14 protein-coding genes and 1 tRNA gene are annotated in these 20,806 nt (G+C 33.9%); 6 read left to right on the top strand and 9 right to left on the bottom strand.

The genetic code is table 11. The features are described from left to right. Window positions 1-62: 62 nt before the first annotated feature. On the bottom strand, window positions 63-1,688 hold the full coding sequence (locus Q0845_RS15670) for a S8 family peptidase (RefSeq protein WP_298515097.1): 1,626 nt from the start codon (window positions 1,686-1,688) through the stop codon (window positions 63-65). Between the two features lie 30 nt (window positions 1,689-1,718). Beyond that, window positions 1,719-2,576, bottom strand: a complete 858-nt coding sequence (locus Q0845_RS15665; RefSeq protein WP_298515095.1) for an MBL fold metallo-hydrolase — start codon at window positions 2,574-2,576, stop codon at window positions 1,719-1,721. A 418-nt stretch (window positions 2,577-2,994) separates the two neighbouring features. On the opposite strand from Q0845_RS15665, the gene Q0845_RS15660 reads away from it, so the two are divergent. Continuing rightward, on the top strand, window positions 2,995-5,412 hold the full coding sequence (locus tag Q0845_RS15660; RefSeq protein ID WP_298515093.1) for an HRDC domain-containing protein: 2,418 nt from the start codon (window positions 2,995-2,997) through the stop codon (window positions 5,410-5,412). Window positions 5,413-5,503: 91 nt separating this feature from the next. Continuing rightward, window positions 5,504-7,348: a sodium:proton antiporter gene (locus tag Q0845_RS15655; RefSeq protein ID WP_298515091.1), complete on the top strand. Its 1,845-nt coding sequence runs from the start codon at window positions 5,504-5,506 to the stop codon at window positions 7,346-7,348. A gap of 215 nt (window positions 7,349-7,563) precedes the next feature. Here the strand turns inward: Q0845_RS15655 and lepA are convergent, their stop codons facing one another. Beyond that, entirely contained in the window at window positions 7,564-9,360 is a 1,797-nt protein-coding gene (gene lepA / locus Q0845_RS15650) for a translation elongation factor 4 (RefSeq protein WP_298515089.1), read from the bottom strand. Window positions 9,361-9,517: 157 nt separating this feature from the next. Here lepA and Q0845_RS15645 point away from each other — a divergent pair, with 157 nt between their 5' ends. Continuing rightward, on the top strand, window positions 9,518-11,923 hold the full coding sequence (locus tag Q0845_RS15645) for an outer membrane beta-barrel family protein (RefSeq protein ID WP_298515086.1): 2,406 nt from the start codon (window positions 9,518-9,520) through the stop codon (window positions 11,921-11,923). Window positions 11,924-12,019: 96 nt separating this feature from the next. Beyond that, complete coding sequence (gene dusB / locus Q0845_RS15640; protein ID WP_298515081.1) at window positions 12,020-13,012, top strand: tRNA dihydrouridine synthase DusB; 993 nt, start codon at window positions 12,020-12,022, stop codon at window positions 13,010-13,012. Between the two features lie 2 nt (window positions 13,013-13,014). On the opposite strand, the gene Q0845_RS15635 is transcribed toward dusB, so the two are convergent. Both Q0845_RS15635 and rbfA read right to left on the bottom strand, forming a co-directional pair. Next, window positions 13,015-14,226, bottom strand: coding sequence for an FtsX-like permease family protein (locus Q0845_RS15635; RefSeq protein WP_298515078.1), 1,212 nt, complete (start codon window positions 14,224-14,226; stop codon window positions 13,015-13,017). Continuing rightward, window positions 14,227-14,619 (bottom strand): 30S ribosome-binding factor RbfA, encoded by a 393-nt coding sequence (gene rbfA / locus Q0845_RS15630; protein ID WP_298515492.1) that lies wholly within the window; start codon window positions 14,617-14,619, stop codon window positions 14,227-14,229. 95 nt (window positions 14,620-14,714) lie between these two features. On the opposite strand from rbfA, the gene mce reads away from it, so the two are divergent. Both mce and Q0845_RS15620 read left to right on the top strand, forming a co-directional pair. Beyond that, window positions 14,715-15,116, top strand: a complete 402-nt coding sequence (gene mce, locus Q0845_RS15625) for a methylmalonyl-CoA epimerase (protein ID WP_298515075.1) — start codon at window positions 14,715-14,717, stop codon at window positions 15,114-15,116. A 57-nt stretch (window positions 15,117-15,173) separates the two neighbouring features. After that, window positions 15,174-15,247 (top strand) — tRNA-Ile (locus Q0845_RS15620). A gap of 429 nt (window positions 15,248-15,676) precedes the next feature. Here Q0845_RS15620 and Q0845_RS15615 read toward each other — a convergent pair. From Q0845_RS15615 to Q0845_RS15600, 4 genes are all read right to left on the bottom strand, one after another. Then, window positions 15,677-16,426, bottom strand: a complete 750-nt coding sequence (locus tag Q0845_RS15615) for a LytTR family DNA-binding domain-containing protein (RefSeq protein WP_298515072.1) — start codon at window positions 16,424-16,426, stop codon at window positions 15,677-15,679. Further along, window positions 16,423-17,472: a sensor histidine kinase gene (locus tag Q0845_RS15610; protein WP_298515070.1), complete on the bottom strand. Its 1,050-nt coding sequence runs from the start codon at window positions 17,470-17,472 to the stop codon at window positions 16,423-16,425. Before Q0845_RS15610 ends, Q0845_RS15615 begins: the two co-directional genes overlap by 4 nt. 61 nt (window positions 17,473-17,533) lie before the next feature. Beyond that, entirely contained in the window at window positions 17,534-18,388 is an 855-nt protein-coding gene (locus Q0845_RS15605) for a DUF4249 domain-containing protein (RefSeq protein ID WP_298515068.1), read from the bottom strand. Between the two features lie 12 nt (window positions 18,389-18,400). Then, window positions 18,401-20,776 carry a TonB-dependent receptor gene (locus Q0845_RS15600; RefSeq protein ID WP_298515066.1) on the bottom strand — a complete coding sequence of 792 codons (2,376 nt, stop codon included), beginning with the start codon at window positions 20,774-20,776 and terminating at the stop codon, window positions 18,401-18,403. Between the last annotated feature and the right edge of the window lie 30 nt (window positions 20,777-20,806).

The following is a 20,806-nucleotide window of genomic DNA, read 5'->3' as shown; positions in this document are numbered from 1 at the left end:
CTGCGACAAGAATACTTAGTTTACTAAAAATTTTCATGTGTTTTACTGATTATAATTGATGATTACAATTTTACTTTTCCTCTGCTTACTTTATCAGCTAAAATAAGAGCGTTGTATGCATTTGCTATTTTCCCTGTTTTTGAAGCTTGTGAAAATGGCATGGCTCCTTTTGATTGATCTACAACAACATCTCTGTTTACAGAAAGTCCAGATTGCATGATGATTTTCTTTACTTGTGCAGCTGTTAGTTTTGGATATTGAGACATGATTAATGCTGCAATTCCAGAAACACCTGGCGCCGCCATAGAAGTTCCACTAATAGCTTTGTATTCGTTTTCTGGAAATGTAGAATAAATACTAGATCCTGGCGCAAAAACATCTACATTATCGTTTCCATAATTAGAAAAACCTGAAACCATTTGTGAACCATACTTGTTTTGTAATGAACCAACCGTTAAAAATGTATCGGATACTTCTGTACCAGTAAGCGTTTGATCGTTTGGAAATACTGCTTTCGTATCAAGATTTATATTTTCATTTCCAGCAGCTTTTACAATAAGTACATTGTTTTTTCCCGCGTAAGCGATTGCATCACGAACCCATTGATTGTTTTGAGAGAAATATTTTCCAAAACTAGCATTGATAACTCTAGCACCATTATCAACAGCATAACGAATGGCTAAAGCCACATCTTTATCATACTCGTCACCATTTGGAACCATACGTACTGCCATAATTTCTACATTATTTGCTACACCGTTCATTCCTTTTCCGTTATTACGTTCTGCAGCAATAATTCCGGCTACGTGCGTTCCGTGAGATTCTGTTTTTACAGTATGTTTTACATTTCCATTTCCGTAATTTGTATCTGTAATATCATATGGATTGTCACCTACAGGTGTTCTTCCATTAAAATCTGCATTTAAATGATAGTTTAAACGTTCCGTTATTGATGTTATGTTTTCGTCAATTTCTTTTTCAGCTTCGTCTAAATTTTCAAAATTTGCGCCACCTAAAATACTTTTTGCAACAAAAATATGCTCAGATAAAGACTCATCTGGTGCTTCAATAGCTTTTATTTCTTCTAATGTATAGCTGTCCTTTTTAAAGTGCTTTTTTAGAGCAGCGTTGGCTTGTTTTACACGAGAAGAAATCATATCCATTCTTGTTTTTCCAGCGTTATATTTATTATAATCTGCTTCTATTTCTGATTTTGCTGCAGCATAATCAGGATGACTTTCTCCTTTTTTTATGATTCGTACTTTTTCTAGATTTTCATTATAAGAATCACCTAAAAAGTTCCAACCATGAATATCGTCTATATATCCATTTTTATCATCGTCTTTTCCATTGTTTGCAATTTCTTTGGAATTGGTCCAGATAACTCCGTCCAAATCTTCATGATCAATATCAATTCCAGAGTCTAAAACTGCTACGATGACTTTCTTTCCTTTTCTTCCTTTGACAATTTCTGCATAGGCTTTGTCAACACTCATTCCAGGAATGGTATCAGTAACTAAATCTTTGTGTCCCCAAGATTTCATTTCTTCCTTGGTAAGTGCACTCTCTTTTAAAGGAGTTGCATCAATATTTTCAATCGGAGTTGATAAAATGGGTGCTGTTGAGCTTCCGCAGCTTGCTAAAACTAGCAAAGACGCAGCGAAAATTGAGGGTTTTATTAATTTCATTATTCCAGTGTTATATAAAAAATTGTGTATTTATAATAGTTCGTTACAAGTAAAAACTTCATGAAGGCGTACACCTTTTTCAGTATGTTTTACCGTAATGATTTCGTTATGTGCATCATGTTCTAGGAACAGATAGAAATTGTTATCTGCAGCCATGTTGAGAAATTTTTCTTTTTCATCTAAAGTTAGCAAAGGTCTTGTGTCATATCCCATGACAAACGGAATTGGTAAATGTCCAACGGTAGGTAATAAGTCAGCCATAAAACAAATGGTTTTTCCGTTGTAATGAATCATTGGAATCATTTGTTTTTCGGTATGACCATTGGCAAAAAACACATCAAAACCAAGCGCCGATTTTTCTAAAATATCTAGTTTTGGTTGTGCAATAAAGTTGAGGTGACCACTTTCTTCCATAGGAATGATGTTTTCTTTAAGAAAGGAAGCTTTTTCACGCCTGTTAGGAATGGTAGCCCATTGCCAGTGATTTTCATTGCTCCAAAAACGCGCATTTTTAAAAGCTGGTTCGTAACCTGTTCTGTCTTTGTTCCATTGAATACTTCCACCACAATGATCAAAATGCAAATGCGTCATAAATACATCGGTCACATCATCTTTGTGGAAACCGTATTCTTTCAGTGATTTTTCAATAGAATCATCGCCCCAAAGGTGATAATATCCATAAAACTTATCGCTTTGCTTGTTTCCCATGCCAGTATCTATCAAAATAAGACGATCACCATCTTCAATGAGCAAACAGCGCGCTGCAATATCAATCATATTATTTGCATCTGCAGGATTGGTACGTTGCCATAAAGATTTTGGAACTACGCCAAACATGGCACCGCCATCTAGTTTAAAGTTTCCAGCCTTAATTGGATACAGCTTCATAAAATTGTTAAGTTTTTGTCCTGCAAATTAACAAAACCGAAACGAAAATGGGTATTTCTTAAGGTTTTATTAAGAAAACAGTCGTTATATTTTGAAGATTTATGGCTAAAAGGTTTACTCTTTTGGAATCTCGTTATTTTTTAAACGTCTTATGAAAGGCTTTTTCTTCCTGTACGTTTCCTTAATTTACAAATACTTCTTCGTTGTAAAGTATCTTTTTAAACATTTTCTATGACCAACAACGCTTTATTATCGTTAGTAAAAACAGCAATCTTTGTTGCCTTATTTCTTCTGTTGAAATCATATTTTTCGAAATAACTTATTAGCGTACGTTTTATACAACAGAATTCTTATATATTTAATTTTTAAACAAAAACCTATACATTCTATTTTTTACCTTTAAAGCAAGAAATATCTTATGGGAATTAATAAAGAGCTAGACTTAGCATTTGATTTTATAGAAAAAACAAATAGGAACTTATTTCTAACAGGTAAAGCAGGTACTGGTAAAACCACTTTTTTGCACAAAATAAAAGCCACATCCTTAAAAAGATTGGTTGTCGTGGCGCCTACAGGTGTTGCGGCTATAAATGCAAAAGGAGTAACGATTCACTCATTTTTCCAATTGCCTTTTGAGCCTTTTATTCCAAATGCTACTGGAAAAACCACAAACGTTCAGCGAAAATTTAGCAAGACGAAAATCGATATTATAAAATCATTAGATCTTGTTATTATTGATGAAATTAGTATGGTACGTGCCGATGTTTTAGATGGTATTAATGACGTATTGTGTAGGTATAAAAATAATACAAAACCTTTTGGTGGAGTACAATTGCTATTAATTGGTGATCTGCAACAGCTTTCTCCAGTGGTGCGTCCAAATGAATGGCAGTTATTAAAAGATTACTATAAAACAGCGTATTTTTTTAGCAGTATTGCCTATCAAAAAGCAGCAATTTTAGCGATAGAATTAAAATATATTTATCGACAGCAAAATCAAGCATTTATAGCAATTCTTAATGAAATTCGTAACAATAAACTTTCGAACGCTTCTGCTGAAATTCTAAACAAACAATATTCGCCAGATTTTAATCCTACAAAAGAAGATGGCTACATTACGCTTACTACGCATAATAATCGTGCAGATGCTATCAATCAGAAAGAATTAGACAATTTAGGCACTCAAGAAAGCACTTATACTGCCAGTATTTCGGGAGATTTTAATGAAAAAATATATCCAAATAGTGAAAACTTAGTCCTTAAAGAAGGCGCACAAGTTATGTTTATTAAAAATGATAGTTCACTTGAAAAGCGGTATTACAACGGAAAAATTGGCACTGTTATTTACTTAGATAAAGACACTGTAACTGTAAAATGTTCGGAAGACGATATTATTGAAACCACCTATGAAACTTGGGAGAATATAAAATATACACTCAATAAAGAAACAAAGGAAATTTCTAATGCGATTGAAGGAACATATACGCAAATTCCATTGCGATTGGCGTGGGCAATTACGATTCATAAAAGCCAAGGTTTAACCTTTGATAAAGCTATCATTGACGCAGAAGCTTCTTTTGCACACGGACAAATATATGTAGCACTGAGCAGGTGTAAAACTTTAGAAGGTATTGTACTAAAAACTCCGATAAAAGCAGCAAGTATCATTAATGATGCTACGGTAAATACATTTACAGAACAGCTAGAAGAAAACGAACCCAATGAAGCCGATTTGAAAGCTTCTAAAAAAGCGTATCAGTTAGATTTAATGGGCGAAGTATTTGATTATCATGACTTTTTACATCCCATAAAAAGATTGACGGATATATATTATAAGAACACAAATACGCTTTCTGGAAATATTTTGCCGCCGCTAAAAACTCTTAGAGAAGAAGGAATTATTCCTTTGCTTAAGATTAATAATTCGTTCAAAAAACAATTAGAATCTTTAGCAGAAGCTGTTGAAAATCCTGAAGAAGCTGCAACGATTCAAGCACGTTTCAAAAAAGCAATTGCGTATTTTAAAGCACAAACAGCACAGCATATATCAGCGGTTTTAGAAACATTTACATTTGCAACAGACAATCAAGCGGTATCAAAAGATATTGAAAAACAATTGAAAGATTTAGAAGATAAATTGGCGATTAAAACTAAAATTTTAAAAGCGTTATCCGATAATTTTTTAACAGAAAACTATTTAAAAATACGCGCAAATTCCATCTTAGAAGTTTCAGAAATTAAAGTTGTAAAACGTGCCATAGCCACTTCGACAACGCATGAAGAATTGTTTGAAGATTTACGATTATTTAGGTTGAGTGTTTCGAATTCAGAAGACATTCCACCATTTCAAATATTCACGCAAAAATCATTATTTGAAATGTGCGAATTGTTGCCTGCGACACCAAAACAACTCAGAAAAATACACGGTATGGGAAAAGTACGTGTTGAAAAATATGGGGAAGAAATTTTAGAAATTATAAAAGAATATTCCGCAAAACATAATTTGACACCAAAACAGGAAGAAGTGGTAATTGAAGTAGAGAAGAAAAACACCAAAGAGATTTCATTCGATTTTTTTAAAGAAGGTTTTTCCGTGAATGAAATTGCAGAAAAAAGAGCTTTGGCAGCTTCTACAATTCTAGGACATTTGGGTCATTATGTTGTGGAAGGTGTGTTAGATATTACCGAAATACTACCCGAAGAAAAAGTAATGAAAGGACTGGAAATCATTAAAAATAATACGTTTGAAGACCTTAATGAACTCAAACAAATTGCAGGCACGGATTTTTCGTATAATGAACTTCGCATCTTGCTGAAGTACAGTGAAGCGGAATAATTTCAAAAACTGTTTCTTTAATATGATAATATCTGACTTACCTTATCATTATAATTGTTAAATTTACAATTCAACATAAAAAATTGCGTAGATGCTTGAATTAGCAGGAATTATTATTTTAGGGATATTGGCACAGTGGTTTGCGTGGAAATTTAAAATTCCAGCGATTTTACCATTAATTTTAATTGGTTTGTTGGTCGGACCGATTGCTGCAGAATTTTTATCGGAAGATGGCACAAAGTGGATTGAACCCATTTGGAATGGCGAAAAAGGATTGTTTCCGGGAGAAAGTCTATTCAATTTTGTTTCGCTTGCCATCAGTATTATTCTGTTTGAAGGCGGATTGACCCTGAAACGCGCCGAAATTAAAAATGTAGGTCCTGTGATTACCAAACTAATTACGCTTGGCTCTGCCATTACCTTTTTTGGTGCTGGAATTGTAGCGCATTTTGTTTTTGGATTGAGTTGGGACTTATCATTCCTATTTTCAGGATTAATCATTGTAACTGGACCAACGGTAATTACGCCAATTCTTCGAAACATTCCGCTAAAAAAAGACATCTCTACGGTTTTAAAATGGGAAGGCATCTTAATTGATCCAATTGGTGCTTTAGTCGCCGTTTTAATGTTTGAATTCATTAGTGTTGGTGGCGATAGTGGTTTTACCAAAACAGCCTTAATTGAATTTGGAAAAATCATCTTATTCGGAACGACTTTCGGATTCACTTTTGCACATGCATTAGCATTTGCCATCAACAAAAAAATGATTCCGCATTACTTACTCAATGTAGTGTCTTTATCTGTTGTTTTATTAGTATTTGTTGAATCGGAAATCTTTGCACACGAATCTGGATTATTGGCCGTTGTTGTGATGGGAATGGTATTAGGAAACGGAAAACTAGAAAACATAAAAGAACTTTTATACTTTAAAGAATCGCTTAGTGTATTGCTAATTTCCATCCTATTTATTTTGCTTGCCGCGAATATCAATATGGAAGATTTGATGTTGTTGTACAACTGGAAAACAGCAGCTTTATTTGCACTTGTTGTTTTTGTAATACGACCGTTAGGCGTGTTCTTAAGTACCATGAATTCGAAATTAAAAACCAATGAAAAACTATTTATCAGTTGGGTTGGGCCACGCGGAATTGTAGCTGCCGGAATTGCTTCCTTATTTGGAAGTAAGCTAGCAAAGCAAGAAGTTGAAGGTGCCGAATATATAACACCTTTGGTATTTATGATTGTTTTGGGAACGGTTTTACTAAACGCAACTACCGCACGATTATTTGCCAAAGTAGTTGGTGTATTTTTAACGAAATCGGAAGGAATTTTAATTGTGGGCGCTTCCAAAGTATCACGTTTGTTAGGACATTATTTAAAAACCAATGGACGACATGTGGTGTTAATTGATAGCAATCTAAGCAATATTGAAAAAGCCAAAGAACTAGGCTTAGAAGCCATTAGCACAGATATTTATTCCAATACCTTAACCGACAATATAGAGTTGAATGATGTTGGTTATTTGATGGCGTTGACAGGAAATTCTGGAATTAATAAATACGCCATTGATAAGTTTGGTGCAGAATTCGGGGAAAATGGTTCGTTTAGATTGGTGACACGAGAAGAAATGTTAGACGAAAATAACAATCCTGTAGAAGGTTTATTCTCCAGTACAGACGACTACAATTCGTTGACGGAAGTAACGCGCAAATACCCTTCAATCCAAGAAATTGATATTGTTGATAAGACACATTTCAAAAGCTTAATTGAAATTACTCAAGAAGAGGAAGACATTATTCCATTATTCATTAAAAAAGAAGACGGAGAGTTTTATATTATTTCTTCACACGACACGGAACTAGATGAAGTTGGTGAAAATTGGAAACTTGTATACTTAGGAAAACCTTTTGATGTGGAAATAGCGAAAACGAATTAAGTTCACTTCGCTCACAGATGTTAGACCGCTTACGCTGTTAGATATTAGGTCGCTTCGCTTTTAGATGTGTTAGAATGTCATTCCTGCGTAGGCAGGAATCCATTTAAAACTTAAGAAATTAAAAAGAAAATATCTTAATTCTATATATAAAATCATAAAAAAAAGCGATTGTAATTATTTTACAATCGCTTTTCATTTATATAAATTTCTTCTTCTTAATCGTTCAGTTTTAATACTGCCATAAATGCTTGCTGAGGTATTTCTACGTTACCAACTTGGCGCATACGCTTTTTACCTTTTTTCTGCTTTTCTAGTAATTTACGCTTACGCGAGATATCACCACCGTAACATTTTGCGGTTACATCTTTACGAAGTGCTTTAATCGTTTCACGCGAAATAATTTTAGCTCCAATTGCAGCTTGAATAGGAATATCAAACTGTTGTCTTGGAATCAATTCTTTCAGCTTTTCACACATCTTTTTACCAATGTTGTAAGCATTGTCAAAGTGAATCAATGCAGAAAGTGCATCGACAGATTGCGCATTCAATAAAATATCTACACGCACTAGTTTCGAAGTACGCATTCCAATTGGCGAATAGTCAAACGAAGCATATCCTTTAGAAACTGTTTTTAATCGATCATAAAAATCAAATACAATTTCCGCTAAGGGCATATCAAATGATAATTCTACACGTTCTGTGGTCAAATACGTTTGATTGGTAATTAATCCACGTTTTTCAATACACAAGGACATTACATTTCCAACAAAGTCAGATTTTGTAATGATCGTTGCTTTAATATATGGTTCTTCTACACGATCTAAACTTGATGGATCGGGCAAATCAGAAGGGTTATTTACAATGATAATTTCATCCGGATTTTTTCTTGAAAAAGCGTGGTATGATACGTTAGGAACTGTAGTAATAACAGTCATATTGAACTCACGTTCTAGTCGTTCTTGAATAATTTCCATGTGCAACATTCCTAAGAATCCACAACGGAAACCAAAACCTAAAGCTGCTGAACTTTCTGGTGTAAATACCAAAGAAGCATCATTCAATTGCAGTTTTTCCATCGAATTACGCAATTCTTCATAATCTTCGGTATCTACAGGATAAATTCCTGCGAAAACCATTGGTTTTACATCCTCAAAACCTTCAATAGCATTGGTCGTTGGTGTTTTGGCATCTGTAATTGTATCACCAACTTTTACTTCACGAGCATCTTTAATTCCTGTAATTAAATAACCAACATCACCGGTTTTAATTTCTTTTTTTACAACTTGACTCAACTTCAACGTTCCTACTTCGTCAGCGCCGTATTCGTTTCCGGTTGCTACAAACTTGATAAGTTGTCCTTTCTTTATAGAACCATTCATGACTCTAAAATACGTTTCTACACCACGAAACGGATTGTATACCGAATCAAAAATTAAAGCTTGCAACGGTTCGTCATAATTTCCTTCTGGTGCAGGAATACGATCAATTACAGCGGCTAAAATATTATCGACACCAAAACCTGTTTTTCCACTTGCGTGAATTACCTCTTCGGCATCGCAACCTAATAAATCAACAATATCATCGGTTACTTCTTCAGGATTGGCACTTGGTAAATCTACCTTATTCAATACTGGAATAATTTCCAGATCATTCTCTAAAGCTAAATATAAATTAGAAATGGTTTGTGCCTGAATGCTTTGAGCAGCATCTACAATTAACAAAGCACCTTCACAAGCAGCAATAGATCGTGAAACTTCATATGAGAAATCTACGTGTCCAGGAGTATCAATTAAATTCAAAATATATTCCTGACCTTCATACGTATATTCCATTTGAATGGCATGTGATTTAATCGTGATTCCACGTTCACGTTCTAAATCCATACTATCTAGTAATTGATCTTGTTTTTCACGTTCCGTAACTGTATTCGTAAAATCTAACAATCTGTCAGCTAACGTACTTTTTCCATGATCAATATGTGCAATAATGCAAAAGTTTCTAATGTGCTTCATCTAATTCATCGCTAATATTTTGCAAATATAGTTTTTTACAAAGTAAATACACGTGTTTTGACTACAGATACAAAGTTTTTTTTAATTAAAGATGTAGCTTTTTTTCTACGTTCGATAAAAATGAATATATTTGCGCCCAATTAACCAAACCATAGCCATGAACCTAAAAATCACAAGTTTATTTGTGCTTTTTACATTTTTTACCGCACTAGGACAAGAAACCTACCAAGTCTCTGGTAAATTGATCGCTTCCGATTCGGAAACGGCAATTTCGTATGCTAATGCGATACTACTTCAAGATGGTGAGGTGATTAAAGGTAGTTCTTCAGAAACTTCGGGTATATTTTTAATTGAGAATATTATTCCAGGAAATTACACACTAAATATTAGTTTTTTAGGCTATAAAACGTTCAGTAAAGACATTGAAGTTACAAGAGATTTAAATTTGCAAACCATTGTGCTTCAAAAAGATACTGAAGCATTAGATGGTGTTACAATTACAAGTAAAAAACCAGTATTAAAACGCGAGATAGATCGTTTGGTTTTCAACATTCAAGGAACTGCATTGACCGAAGAAAATACATGGGAAGTATTGCGTAGAACGCCAGGAGTTATTGTGGTTAATAATACTTTATCTATAAAAAATAGTACACCAACAGTATATATCAACGATCGAAAAGTACATCTTTCGGCTAGTGAAATTTATCAATTGCTAGAAGGAACGCCCGCAGAAACTGTAAAATCTGTTGAGGTCATTACCAATCCTCCTGCGCGTTATGATGCGCAAGGCGGCACTATTTTAAACATAGTGATGGAAAAAAACTTAATTGTTGGATATCACGGAAGTGTGTATGGCAACTTTACACAAGGTGTTTTTCCGCGTTATAATGCAGGAATCAATCAGTTTTACAAGCATGGGAAATTCAATATTTTTGGAAATTACAACTATACACATACAAAACTAAATAGAGATAATGATGAACGCATTAACTATTTAGAAGATGAAAATACAACATCCGTTTGGAATTCACTTATTAATAGAAATACATGGTCTAATCAACATAACTTTAGTTTAAATGTCGATTATGAGTTTGATGCAAAAAACACTTTAAGCTTTTCTGGAAATCTCTTATATCTTCCTTATTGGAAACAAAATACACTGACCAATACGGTTGTAGATGACCAAACAGTTACGAATGAAGATTTCTCACTGGAAGCTAGAAACAAGTCTAGGAAAGACAAACATAACTTAGGATTGAATCTTGATTATGTACATCATTTTGAAAAAGAAGGAGAGAAGCTTTCAGCCAATGTACACTATACGGATTATGATAAAGCGGACGATCAGCATGTTTCTACAGAGTATACTGTTGTTGCAAATCCTGATTTTTCTACAGCGTTTTCTACACATGCCAATCAACGCACCAATATTTTGAGCGGACAAGTTGATTATGAATTGCCAATCAGTGAAACGGCAAATTTTGAAACAGGAGCAAAGCTTGCTAATATTGATACAAAGAGCAATTTATGGCAGTTTAATATAGAGAATGGAGTTTCTACATTAGATATCGCTAATTCAGATACTTTTGAGTACGACGAATCTATTTATGCAGCGTATGTGAGTTATTCAAAAAGTTGGGAAAACTGGAGTTTGAAAGTTGGATTTAGAGGAGAACAGACGGAAATCAAAGGAAATTCGTTTAGCACAAATCAAGTAAATACACAGAACTATTTTGAATTGTTTCCAACGGCGTATATCAGTCACAAAGTATCTGAAAAAGTAAATATATATGCTGATTTTAGTCGAAGAATACAACGCCCAAGTTTTGACGATTTAAATCCGTTTCGATACAATTTTACAGACTTTTCATTTGTAACAGGAAATCCGCGATTGCAGCCAGCTATTACCAATAAATATAAAGTTGGTATAGAAATTAGTGATACATTTTTTATAGAAGCATATTACGCATACAACAAAGGTGCTATTTTCGAATTAACATTACAAGATAACAATAGTGATGTTTTACAGAGTGTTGCTTCTAATATTGAAAAAAGTGTAGATTATGGGTTAGATTTTGTCACCTATTTTCCAATAACAGATATTTGGGATGTTTCTTTTGTGTCATCAGCATTTAATGTAAGCGATACATTTACATTAGGTGATAATGTACAAACCACACAAAGCAAATGGTCTTTATATACTTCGTTAGACAATAATTTTACATTTTTAAAAGATCAGAGTTTATCCGCAAATCTTTCCATTCTTTATATTTCTTCTAATATTCAAGGACTTTCTGAAATTACAGATAGAAACTTTGTGAACTTATCACTTCGTAAAACCTTATGGAATAAAAAAGCAACGATATCGCTTACACTGAACGATATTTTAAATGGGCAAGAGTTTACCAAACAAACTCAGTTTGTCAATCAAAATAATGGCTACTTCACAAATTACGATACGCAAACCATTCGCGTAGGATTTCGTTACAACTTCGGAAACACAAAACTCAGCACCAATCAGCGTACCAAATCTTCTGCAGAACAAGAACGTTTGAAAGAGTAAAATTAGTCACATCTATTGTATTTACTTGTGTTGAGGTAATTTACTACTTTACAATTTTTCATGTATCTTTGCCAAATCTTTATAGAATAACGTATTGTGGTTAAAATAGGAGACATAGAATTGCCAGACTTTCCATTGCTGTTAGCACCGATGGAAGATGTAAGTGATCCGCCATTCCGAGCATTGTGCAAGGAACAAGGTGCCGATGTTGTGTATACTGAATTTATTTCTTCAGAAGGTTTGATTCGTGATGCTGCAAAAAGTACCATGAAACTAGACATTTATGAAAAAGAACGTCCTGTAGGAATTCAAATATTTGGAGCCAACTTAGATTCTATGCTAAAATCGGTGGAAATTGTTGAAAAATCGAATCCAGATATTATTGACATTAACTTCGGTTGTCCTGTAAAGAAAGTCGTTAGCAAAGGCGCAGGTGCAGGAATTTTAAAAGATATCGACTTAATGGTTTCTTTAACGAAAGCAATGGTAGAACATACCAAATTGCCTGTAACGGTAAAAACTCGCTTAGGTTGGGATCATGATTCTATTAAAATTGTAGAAGTTGCAGAACGTTTGCAAGATGTTGGATGTGCTTCTATTGCAATTCACGGGCGTACACGTGCACAAATGTACAAAGGTGAAGCAGATTGGCGTCCAATTGCAGCGGTAAAGAACAATCCGCGAATGCACATTCCTGTTTTTGGAAATGGTGATGTGAATTCTCCTGAAAAAGCCATGTTGATGCGAGACGAATATGGTTTGGACGGCGCAATGATTGGTCGTGCAAGTATTGGATATCCTTGGTTTTTTAGAGAAGTAAAACATTACTTTGAAACAGGAACGCACATGGCAAAGCCAACTATGGATGAGCGTGTAGATGCAGCAAGACGTCATTTACAAATGTCTGTAGACTGGAAAGGTGAGCGTTTAGGTGTGTTTGAAACACGACGTCATTATGCAAACTATTTTAGAGGAATTCCACATTTTAAAGAATACAGACAACGTTTGGTAACTACTGATGATTCTGTAGGTGTTTTTCAAATATTAGATGAGGTATATGAGAAGTTCGGCGATCATCAGTTTGTATAAATTTATGAATTCGCAATAAAATCTCTTGTAATTCGTCTACTAGCCAAAAATGAAGCAAGTATTCCTAAAATGGTAATGGTTAAAAATACCGTTACACAATTCATAAACTTTAATTCTACAGGATAGGGTAAGTTCGGTGTAATGTAGAATATTTTGAATTGCAATTGTAAAAATACGACGATCACGCCAAGTATAATGCCCAACAATCCGCCTAAAGTGGTGATGATAATTCCTTGATAAAAGAAAATACGCTTTATCTTTTTTACGGTGGTTCCCATGCTAAAGAGCGTTTTCATATTGCTACGCTTGTCTAAAATCATCATAACAATGGCACCAACTACATTAAACAAAGCGAGAATCAAAACCAATGTGAAAATTAAGTAAATCGCCAAGTTTTCGGTATTCAACATTTTATACAAAGCATCATTCAACTCAATGCGACTTTTAATAAAGACTTCGTCATTAAAAACCTTAGAAATTTTTTCTTTTACACTAGTTTCATCACTTTCTGGAAGCAAATCAAATTCAATATTTGTAACTTCATTTACTTCAAAATCAAGGAGTTCTTGTGCCAATTCGAGATTGGTAAACACATATTTAGCGTCTAAATCTTCATTGATACGATATACACCTCTGGTAATCACTTTTACCTTTTCATACGGATTTTTAGAACTACTTGTGATGCTTTTTGTGCCTGGTTTTGGCACTATAATTTCAAGCAAACCACTATGATCGCCAGCTATAAGACCTAAAAGATTTGAGATGCCAATACCAACTACAGCACTGTCATATTCGTTCGGATTTACCCAAGCTCCCACAAACATAATGCTGTCCATAGCATTGACTTTTCTAAAGTATTGATCAACACCTTTAATATTTGCAATATGATGTTTGTTGTTTAAACTCAGCACAACACGTTCTTCCACCACTTGCGAAAACGATGCAATTTCTGGAATTTCTTGAAGTTGTTTGAGTTGTAATGCGTTGACACGAAAAGACTTTCCTGCTACAGCTTCAATCTTGAGATCTGGATCAAAATCATTGCTAAATGACAAACTAAAGCTTTTTAATCCTGCAAATCCTGAAAGGACAATGAACAAAGCCAATGCACCAATCACCACAACGACACTCGTAACGATGTTGATAATATTAATGGCGTTTTGCGAACTTTTGGAAAGCAAATAACGCTTGGCTATGTACAGAGGAAATTTCAACTAGGATTTCTTTCTTTTATCTAATAAATCTGGATCTTGAATTGGATTTTCTTCGCCTTTTAGCGACTGTTCAATATTTTCAATGTATTCCAAAGAATCATCTACATAAAACGTCAAATTAGGTACTTTACGCAATTGATGACGTACACGCTGCGCTAAATCGTGCTTAATTAACGGCGCATTTGATTGAATTCCTTCTAATAATTCTTTTGATTTATTGTGTGGAAAAATGCTTAAATATACTTTGGCTACAGAAAGATCAACCGTAACATTTACTTTCGTTACTGAAATAATAACGTTTGTCAATCCACCACTTCTTGCTGCACCTTGCAGAATGTCTACCAAATCTTTTTGTAAAACACCTGCTATTTTTTTCTGTCTGTTACTTTCGATATCACTCATAATTCTGCAAAAATAGAATATTAAGACCATAAAACGTTGACATTACTGCTGAATTGCAATAACTTTACACCAAATTAAGCAAAAACGTGAATAAAATAGAACATATTGGAATTGCCGTAAAAGATATTGACGCATCCAACCAATTATTTGCCAAGTTGTTCAATAAGGAACATTACAAAATGGAAGAGGTAGAAAGTGAAGGTGTAAAAACTTCTTTTTTTCAATTGGGCGAAAGCAAAATAGAATTGTTAGAAGCGACTCGTGAAGACAGTCCTATTGCGAAGTTTATTGCTAAAAAAGGTGAAGGTGTACATCATATTGCGTTTGATGTAACGGACATTCATGCTGAGGTAGCACGCTTAAAAGAAGAAGGTTTTATTGTCTTAAACGAGACACCTAAAAAAGGCGCTGATAATAAGTTAGTGGTGTTTTTACATCCAAAATCTACCAATGGTACGCTTATAGAGTTGTGTCAGGAAATAATTTAATGCGATATAAATTTTTACGAAAGTAAAAAAAGTAGTAATATTGCATCCCGTTTTTACGGTCCCATAGCTCAGTTGGTTAGAGCATCTGACTCATAATCAGAGGGTCGCTGGTTCGAGCCCAGCTGGGACCACGTTTTGAAAACGCAAAACCTTTCAGTTTTTCTGGGAGGTTTTTTTGTGGAATAAGGTTTTTTTACCTGCATCTTACAAACAACAAAAACCTTCCGAAAAGTCGAAAGGTCTTTTTTCTTGACAAAAACTATATAGACTTATGAAATTGAATTAATTCGTCAAGACATTATTTTTTGGCAGATATAATATTTGATAGGGCTTTAATCGCATATTGTTTTCTAATTTTTGATCGACCTGTTTTTTGATAGTTGCTTCTATTTTGAAGTATACTTTTGTGCGCGAATAATCGTCGATTAATGATTCTAAAAAAAGAAAAATACTGTTCAGATCGTTATCTGCAAAGCCATCCGTTACTTCAATTAAAAGTGAATCATTGGATTTGATAATACAAGAAACCATATATGTGAGGGAATTAAATTGCTTTTATATTAAATAGACAACCATTTTTTGAATTGACCTACTTTTTCAATAGGAACCGTGATGGTATCATCTTCAGAAGCAGGTTCTAAATGCAGTACAATTTTTGATTTTGAAGAGTAATACATCTTTTTAATAGAAGATATATGTACAATATATTTTCTGTTGACTCGGTAAAAATCAATTGGATTTAAGACTTCTTCTAGTTTTTTTAGTGAATAGTCTATCGGAATTTTTTTTCCGCTTTTAAGCTTTATAAAGGTTACTTTTTCATCTGCATAAAAATAAGCAACATCCTCAACTTCAATGCTTTCCAAAGAATTGTTCATTTTGACTAGAAAACGCTTTTTAAAGTTATTTTCCAAGCTTCGAAACAATTCCGTATAACTGGGAACTTTTTCACTTTCTAGGTCTTTTAACTTCTGAATACTGCGTGCTAAGGCTTCTTTAGCTATGGGTTTTAGTAAATAATCAATGCTGTTGAGTTCAAATGCTTTGATGGCATATTCTGAATAAGCAGTCGTAAAAATAATTTTCGATTTAATGTTGGAAACCTGATTAAAAATCTCAAACGAATTGTTATCAGACAAGTTGATGTCTAAAAAAATTAAATCGGGTTGATGTTTGGATAGATACGCTACAGATTCTTTTACCGATGAAATGATTTTGACAATTTGAATGCTTTGGTCAACATCTTGAATCATTTTTTGAAGCTTCATCGCTGCGATATCTTCGTCTTCAATTAGTATGGCATTCATCATATTTCGGGTTGTATTAAGGGAATACGAGCAATATACGTTTCGTTTTCTATGTTAAACGTTGGAATTTTAATATGAATTAACTCATATTGGTTTTTTAGGTTTTTTAATCCAATGCCTAAAGACGATTCTTTGTCAACCGCAGCTGTTCTGGGTTGAAAATTATTTTCTATGATAATATATTCATCTTCCGTAGTGATGTTTATTTCTAACGGATTGGATTTTTCAACGATATTATGCTTTATGGCGTTTTCTATCAATAATTCCAGCGTCATCGGAGGCAACAAATATTTCATTTTAGCCGCTTCTATTTGATAATTAATCGTGATACTTTCAGGAAAGCGAATGCGTTGCAATGCCATATACGACTTTATAAACTCCAATTCTTTTTCAACGGTTACAACAAGTTCTTCACTGTAATCTAAATTGTATCTGTACACATTAGATAGTTCTTGTAAAAACGAATCTGCTTTTTGAGAATCCAAATCTATCAATGCAGATAAACTATTAAAGCTATTGAATAGAAAATGTGGATTTAGCTGCTTTTTCAGTGAAAGATATTTTGAAATAATTTTTTCACTTTTATGCTTTGACAACTGAATTTCCATTTTGTGTCTATTCTCAATGACATCCAAATAATGTTCAAAGAAATATACAAAGAGCGTAATGACTAAAATTCCAAGAAGGGTAACTAGAAATAGTACTTCTTCTGAAAAAACAGTAGTGTCTTCCCCTTCATCTACAAAGAAAAATGTAACGATTATTTCACTTAAAAATGTAATTGTTAATGCTTTTAGAAAAATAATGATTCCCAGTACTATTTTATTTGAGGTATTGATGATTTTACCTTTAAAATGAAGCACTTTATTGATTAAGAACTTTCGGGATTTGTAAATCATCCAAATAAATGAAAATCCCATAGGAAAAATAACGATAGATTCCTGTAGTGCTTCTTTTAAAGTTGTGTGCTCCAACTCATAGATGAAGTTAAACACTACAATAAGCATCACAAAAATTCCGTAGATGTATATTCTTCCGTTTTTAAACATTAGTTCTAATTTTTACTCAATAATCTAGATTTAAAAGTTTCAAGGTTGGTCTTGAATTCGTTTATTCCACAATTTCTATGGTTTCTTCTGCAACATCAACGGTATAAAAATAACCCAAAGCTCTGTTACTTGGCGTATCTGTGTTTAAAACATTACTTCGTATGGACGCAGGCGGCGGATTTCCAACAAAAGAAAGTCCTTGATTCCCAGTTTGCGTAAACAGTTCTACTAAGAAATCATGATAGGCTTCTGTAATAGACAATTGCTCTACTTTGGCAGTGTCTCCAATTTGAAAAATGACTTCTTCATTCGGTTTTACACCAACGCGTTGTTGTCCGTCAAAAAACTCATCGCTTTCTACCAAAGTAAAACTATTCCCTGGATCGGCCACAATAAAAAATTCTCCATTTTTATACACTCTATAGTAATAATAGTTTTCAATTCCTGCTGGATCTGTAGCATCAAATTTTACAAAATATCCTTCATCCGTAAATAAAGTTTCTGCTTCAAACTCTGCATAGACATTGTCAAAATTTGGAACTTCTGTCAAGGTATCACTACCTACATACATTTCGTTTTGCCAAATAATGGTAACGGTATATTCAGTATCTAAGGTAGCTACAATATCCGAATTTGTATACACACCATTTCCAACATGCGCAAAATCAAAATTAGTTGTTCCATCATTAACACTTACTTGTGCATCTGTAATTGGTGTTGGATCGCCAGTATCTAAAAATCCAATAGTTGAGGTAAGCTCAATGCGTTGTTCGGCTAACGGCGTTGTTGTATTGCGTTCTATTCCGCCATTAATAATTAATCGAGGCGCAGATCCGTTTAAGGTAATATCGTTGGTTACTTCCGTTTCGCAACTTACGATAAAAAGTATGACAAGGCTAAAAATTAGTTTCTTCATGATTTGATGCTTTTAAAATTTAAATTGATAGGTAACACTTGGAACAATTCCAAAATAAGAGAGTTTAATGGCTTCGGTAGTTCCTGTTGACATTTCAACGCCGTTGAGTTCACTAACTTCTCTAAAGTAAATAGAAGCCGCATTTTGTCTGTTGTACAGGTTTGCCAAACTAAAAATCCATTTTCCTCTATTGCCTTTTTTTGGATACAAAGTGGCAGATACATCAAGTCTGTGGTAGGCTGGCAATCGATCGCCATTTCTGTTTTGATAATCTGCCACAACAATACCGTTTTGCTCATATTGTCCTGTTGGATAGGTGACAGGTTTTCCTGAACCAAACACGAAGTTTCCACCAAATTCCCAACGATCGTTTAGCTTATACATACCTACAAGATTCAATTCATGCAATTGATCGTTATTGGAAGCGTAAAACTGGTTGTTATTAATTCCTAGTACTTTGCGTTCACTTCTTGCCAAGGTATAACTCAACCAACCTGTGAGTTTTCCTTTGTTTTTATTGACTTGCAATTCAAATCCGTACGCGCGTCCTTCTCCTTGTGCAACTTCTGTTTCAATACTTTTGGTGAATAATAAATCGGCACCATCAATAAAATCAGTGACATCGTTCATCTTTTTATAGTATACTTCTGCATTAAAATCATATTTGTTGTCTTTTAAAGATTGGAAATATCCTAAAGCAATTTGATCTGAATATTGTGGCTTTAAAAAAGGACCACTTGGCGCCCAAACATCTAATGGTGTTGCAGAAGTTGTATTGGAAATAAGGTGCAAATATTGATACATTCGGTTGTAACTAAACTTTACGGAGCTATTATCATTAATTAAATAACGTGCAGAGAATCGCGGTTCAAAACCATAAAAATCTTTGATCTTTTTTCCTTTGCTGAAAGCTGTTTCGCCTGTAACTTCATTTTCTTGGTAAATATCTTGTACAGCATCATAGGTTAATGGATTTCCAGTGGCATACGTTGGAATTACATCTTTACCGATTCGATTAAAATTTGAGATACGAAAACCGTATTGCAGACTCAGTTTTTCAGAGAGTTTCTGTTTTAAATCGACATACGCGCCAATTTCGGCACCGAATTTTTCTCTAAATTTTTCAGGATTGATGGACGAGTTTTTCAATGGTTTTATTTCTCCTGGTTGAAAGTTGTAGTATGTATAATCGAATCCGGTTTTTAAGGTATTGTTAGCATTGATAAACCAGGTAAGTCTGGGTTTAAAATTGTAGTTTAAAATGTTTGAATTCCAGCGAAATTCAGATCCAGTTCTTAAATTATCTAAGTTATAATCATAGTTGCTAAAAATGGCTGAGGTTTGCAAAAATAGGTCATCACTCAAAACACTTGTCCATCTTAGAGTTCCTGTAGCATTTCCCCATCGTGTTCCTAAAAAGTTGTCAATTTCAAAATTATCTCTTCCAAAATATCCCGAAAGAAAGATTCTATTGTTCTTATTGATACTATAATTGGCTTTTAAATTGATATCGTAAAAGGAAACTTTGGTATCCTTAAATTCTTCCGAAAGTCCTGCAAACAATCCAATATATGAGGTTCTTCCAGCAAGCATATAACTTCCTTTGGCTTCGCCGTTTTCATCTTTAAATATTGGGCCTTCTGCCAAACCTTTGCTCGAAATAAGTCCAATGCCTAATTCCGCATTAAAGTCTTTGGTATTTCCTTCTTTTTGCTTGATATCTAATACAGAAGAAAGTCTTCCTCCATACACAGAAGGAATTCCACCTTTATACAGTTTTAAGTCTTTTACGGCATCGGTATTAAACACCGAGAAAAACCCAAATAAATGCGAGGCGTTATAAATAACAGCATCATCCAATAAAATTAAATTCTGATCAGCAGAACCGCCTCGCACATTAAAACCAGAAGCTGCATCATTAACACTTGAAACACCTGGTAGTAGTTGAATTGACTTTAATAAATCAGGTTCTCCAAGAACCGTTGGTAATTTTTTAATGGTTTTAGAAGTTAGGGTCACCACACTCATTTCTGTAGATTGTACAGCTTTGGTAGCTTTATCTGCAGTAATGATAACTTCGCCTAATTCGGCAGAATCTTCTTCCAACTCAAAACTAATTTTTTGGTCACTATCTAAAACAACTTCTTTTTCAATAGTTTTAAACCCTAAATACGTAACAGAAACCTTATACGTTCCTTTTGCCAATTTGATAGAATAAAAGCCATAATCGTTGGTGATGGTTCCTTGATTAGCGGACACTGTAATATTTACGCCCCAAAGACTTTCTCCAGAAGCTTTGTCTTTAATATAACCGCTAAGTGTATATTGGTCCTGGGCTTGCGCCATAAAAAAGGACAGTAGAAACAAAATGCTTACATATAATTTCATGAGTTTTTCGATTTTTTAAATTACAGGACA

The sequence above is a fragment of the uncultured Kordia sp. genome (genome assembly GCF_947489565.1).
In the GTDB taxonomy this organism is placed as follows: Bacteria; Bacteroidota; Bacteroidia; order Flavobacteriales; family Flavobacteriaceae; genus Kordia.
The sequence above is the reverse complement of the archived record's forward strand: the minus strand, read 5'-3'. Positions and strand labels throughout refer to the sequence as shown.

What these genes read in the sequence shown, in the direction of transcription:
- Q0845_RS15610 (WP_298515070.1), bottom strand. Translation starts at nt 17,472, where the DNA reads ATGTTTAAAAACGGAAGAATATACATCTACGGAATTTTTGTGATGCTT.
- Q0845_RS15605 (WP_298515068.1), bottom strand. Translation starts at nt 18,388, where the DNA reads ATGAAGAAACTAATTTTTAGCCTTGTCATACTTTTTATCGTAAGTTGC.
- Q0845_RS15665 (WP_298515095.1), bottom strand. Translation starts at nt 2,576, where the DNA reads ATGAAGCTGTATCCAATTAAGGCTGGAAACTTTAAACTAGATGGCGGT.
- Q0845_RS15670 (WP_298515097.1), bottom strand. Translation starts at nt 1,688, where the DNA reads ATGAAATTAATAAAACCCTCAATTTTCGCTGCGTCTTTGCTAGTTTTA.
- Q0845_RS15645 (WP_298515086.1), top strand. Translation starts at nt 9,518, where the DNA reads ATGAACCTAAAAATCACAAGTTTATTTGTGCTTTTTACATTTTTTACC.
- Q0845_RS15660 (WP_298515093.1), top strand. Translation starts at nt 2,995, where the DNA reads ATGGGAATTAATAAAGAGCTAGACTTAGCATTTGATTTTATAGAAAAA.
- Q0845_RS15615 (WP_298515072.1), bottom strand. Translation starts at nt 16,426, where the DNA reads ATGATGAATGCCATACTAATTGAAGACGAAGATATCGCAGCGATGAAG.
- Q0845_RS15655 (WP_298515091.1), top strand. Translation starts at nt 5,504, where the DNA reads ATGCTTGAATTAGCAGGAATTATTATTTTAGGGATATTGGCACAGTGG.
- lepA (WP_298515089.1), bottom strand. Translation starts at nt 9,360, where the DNA reads ATGAAGCACATTAGAAACTTTTGCATTATTGCACATATTGATCATGGA.
- Q0845_RS15600 (WP_298515066.1), bottom strand. Translation starts at nt 20,776, where the DNA reads ATGAAATTATATGTAAGCATTTTGTTTCTACTGTCCTTTTTTATGGCG.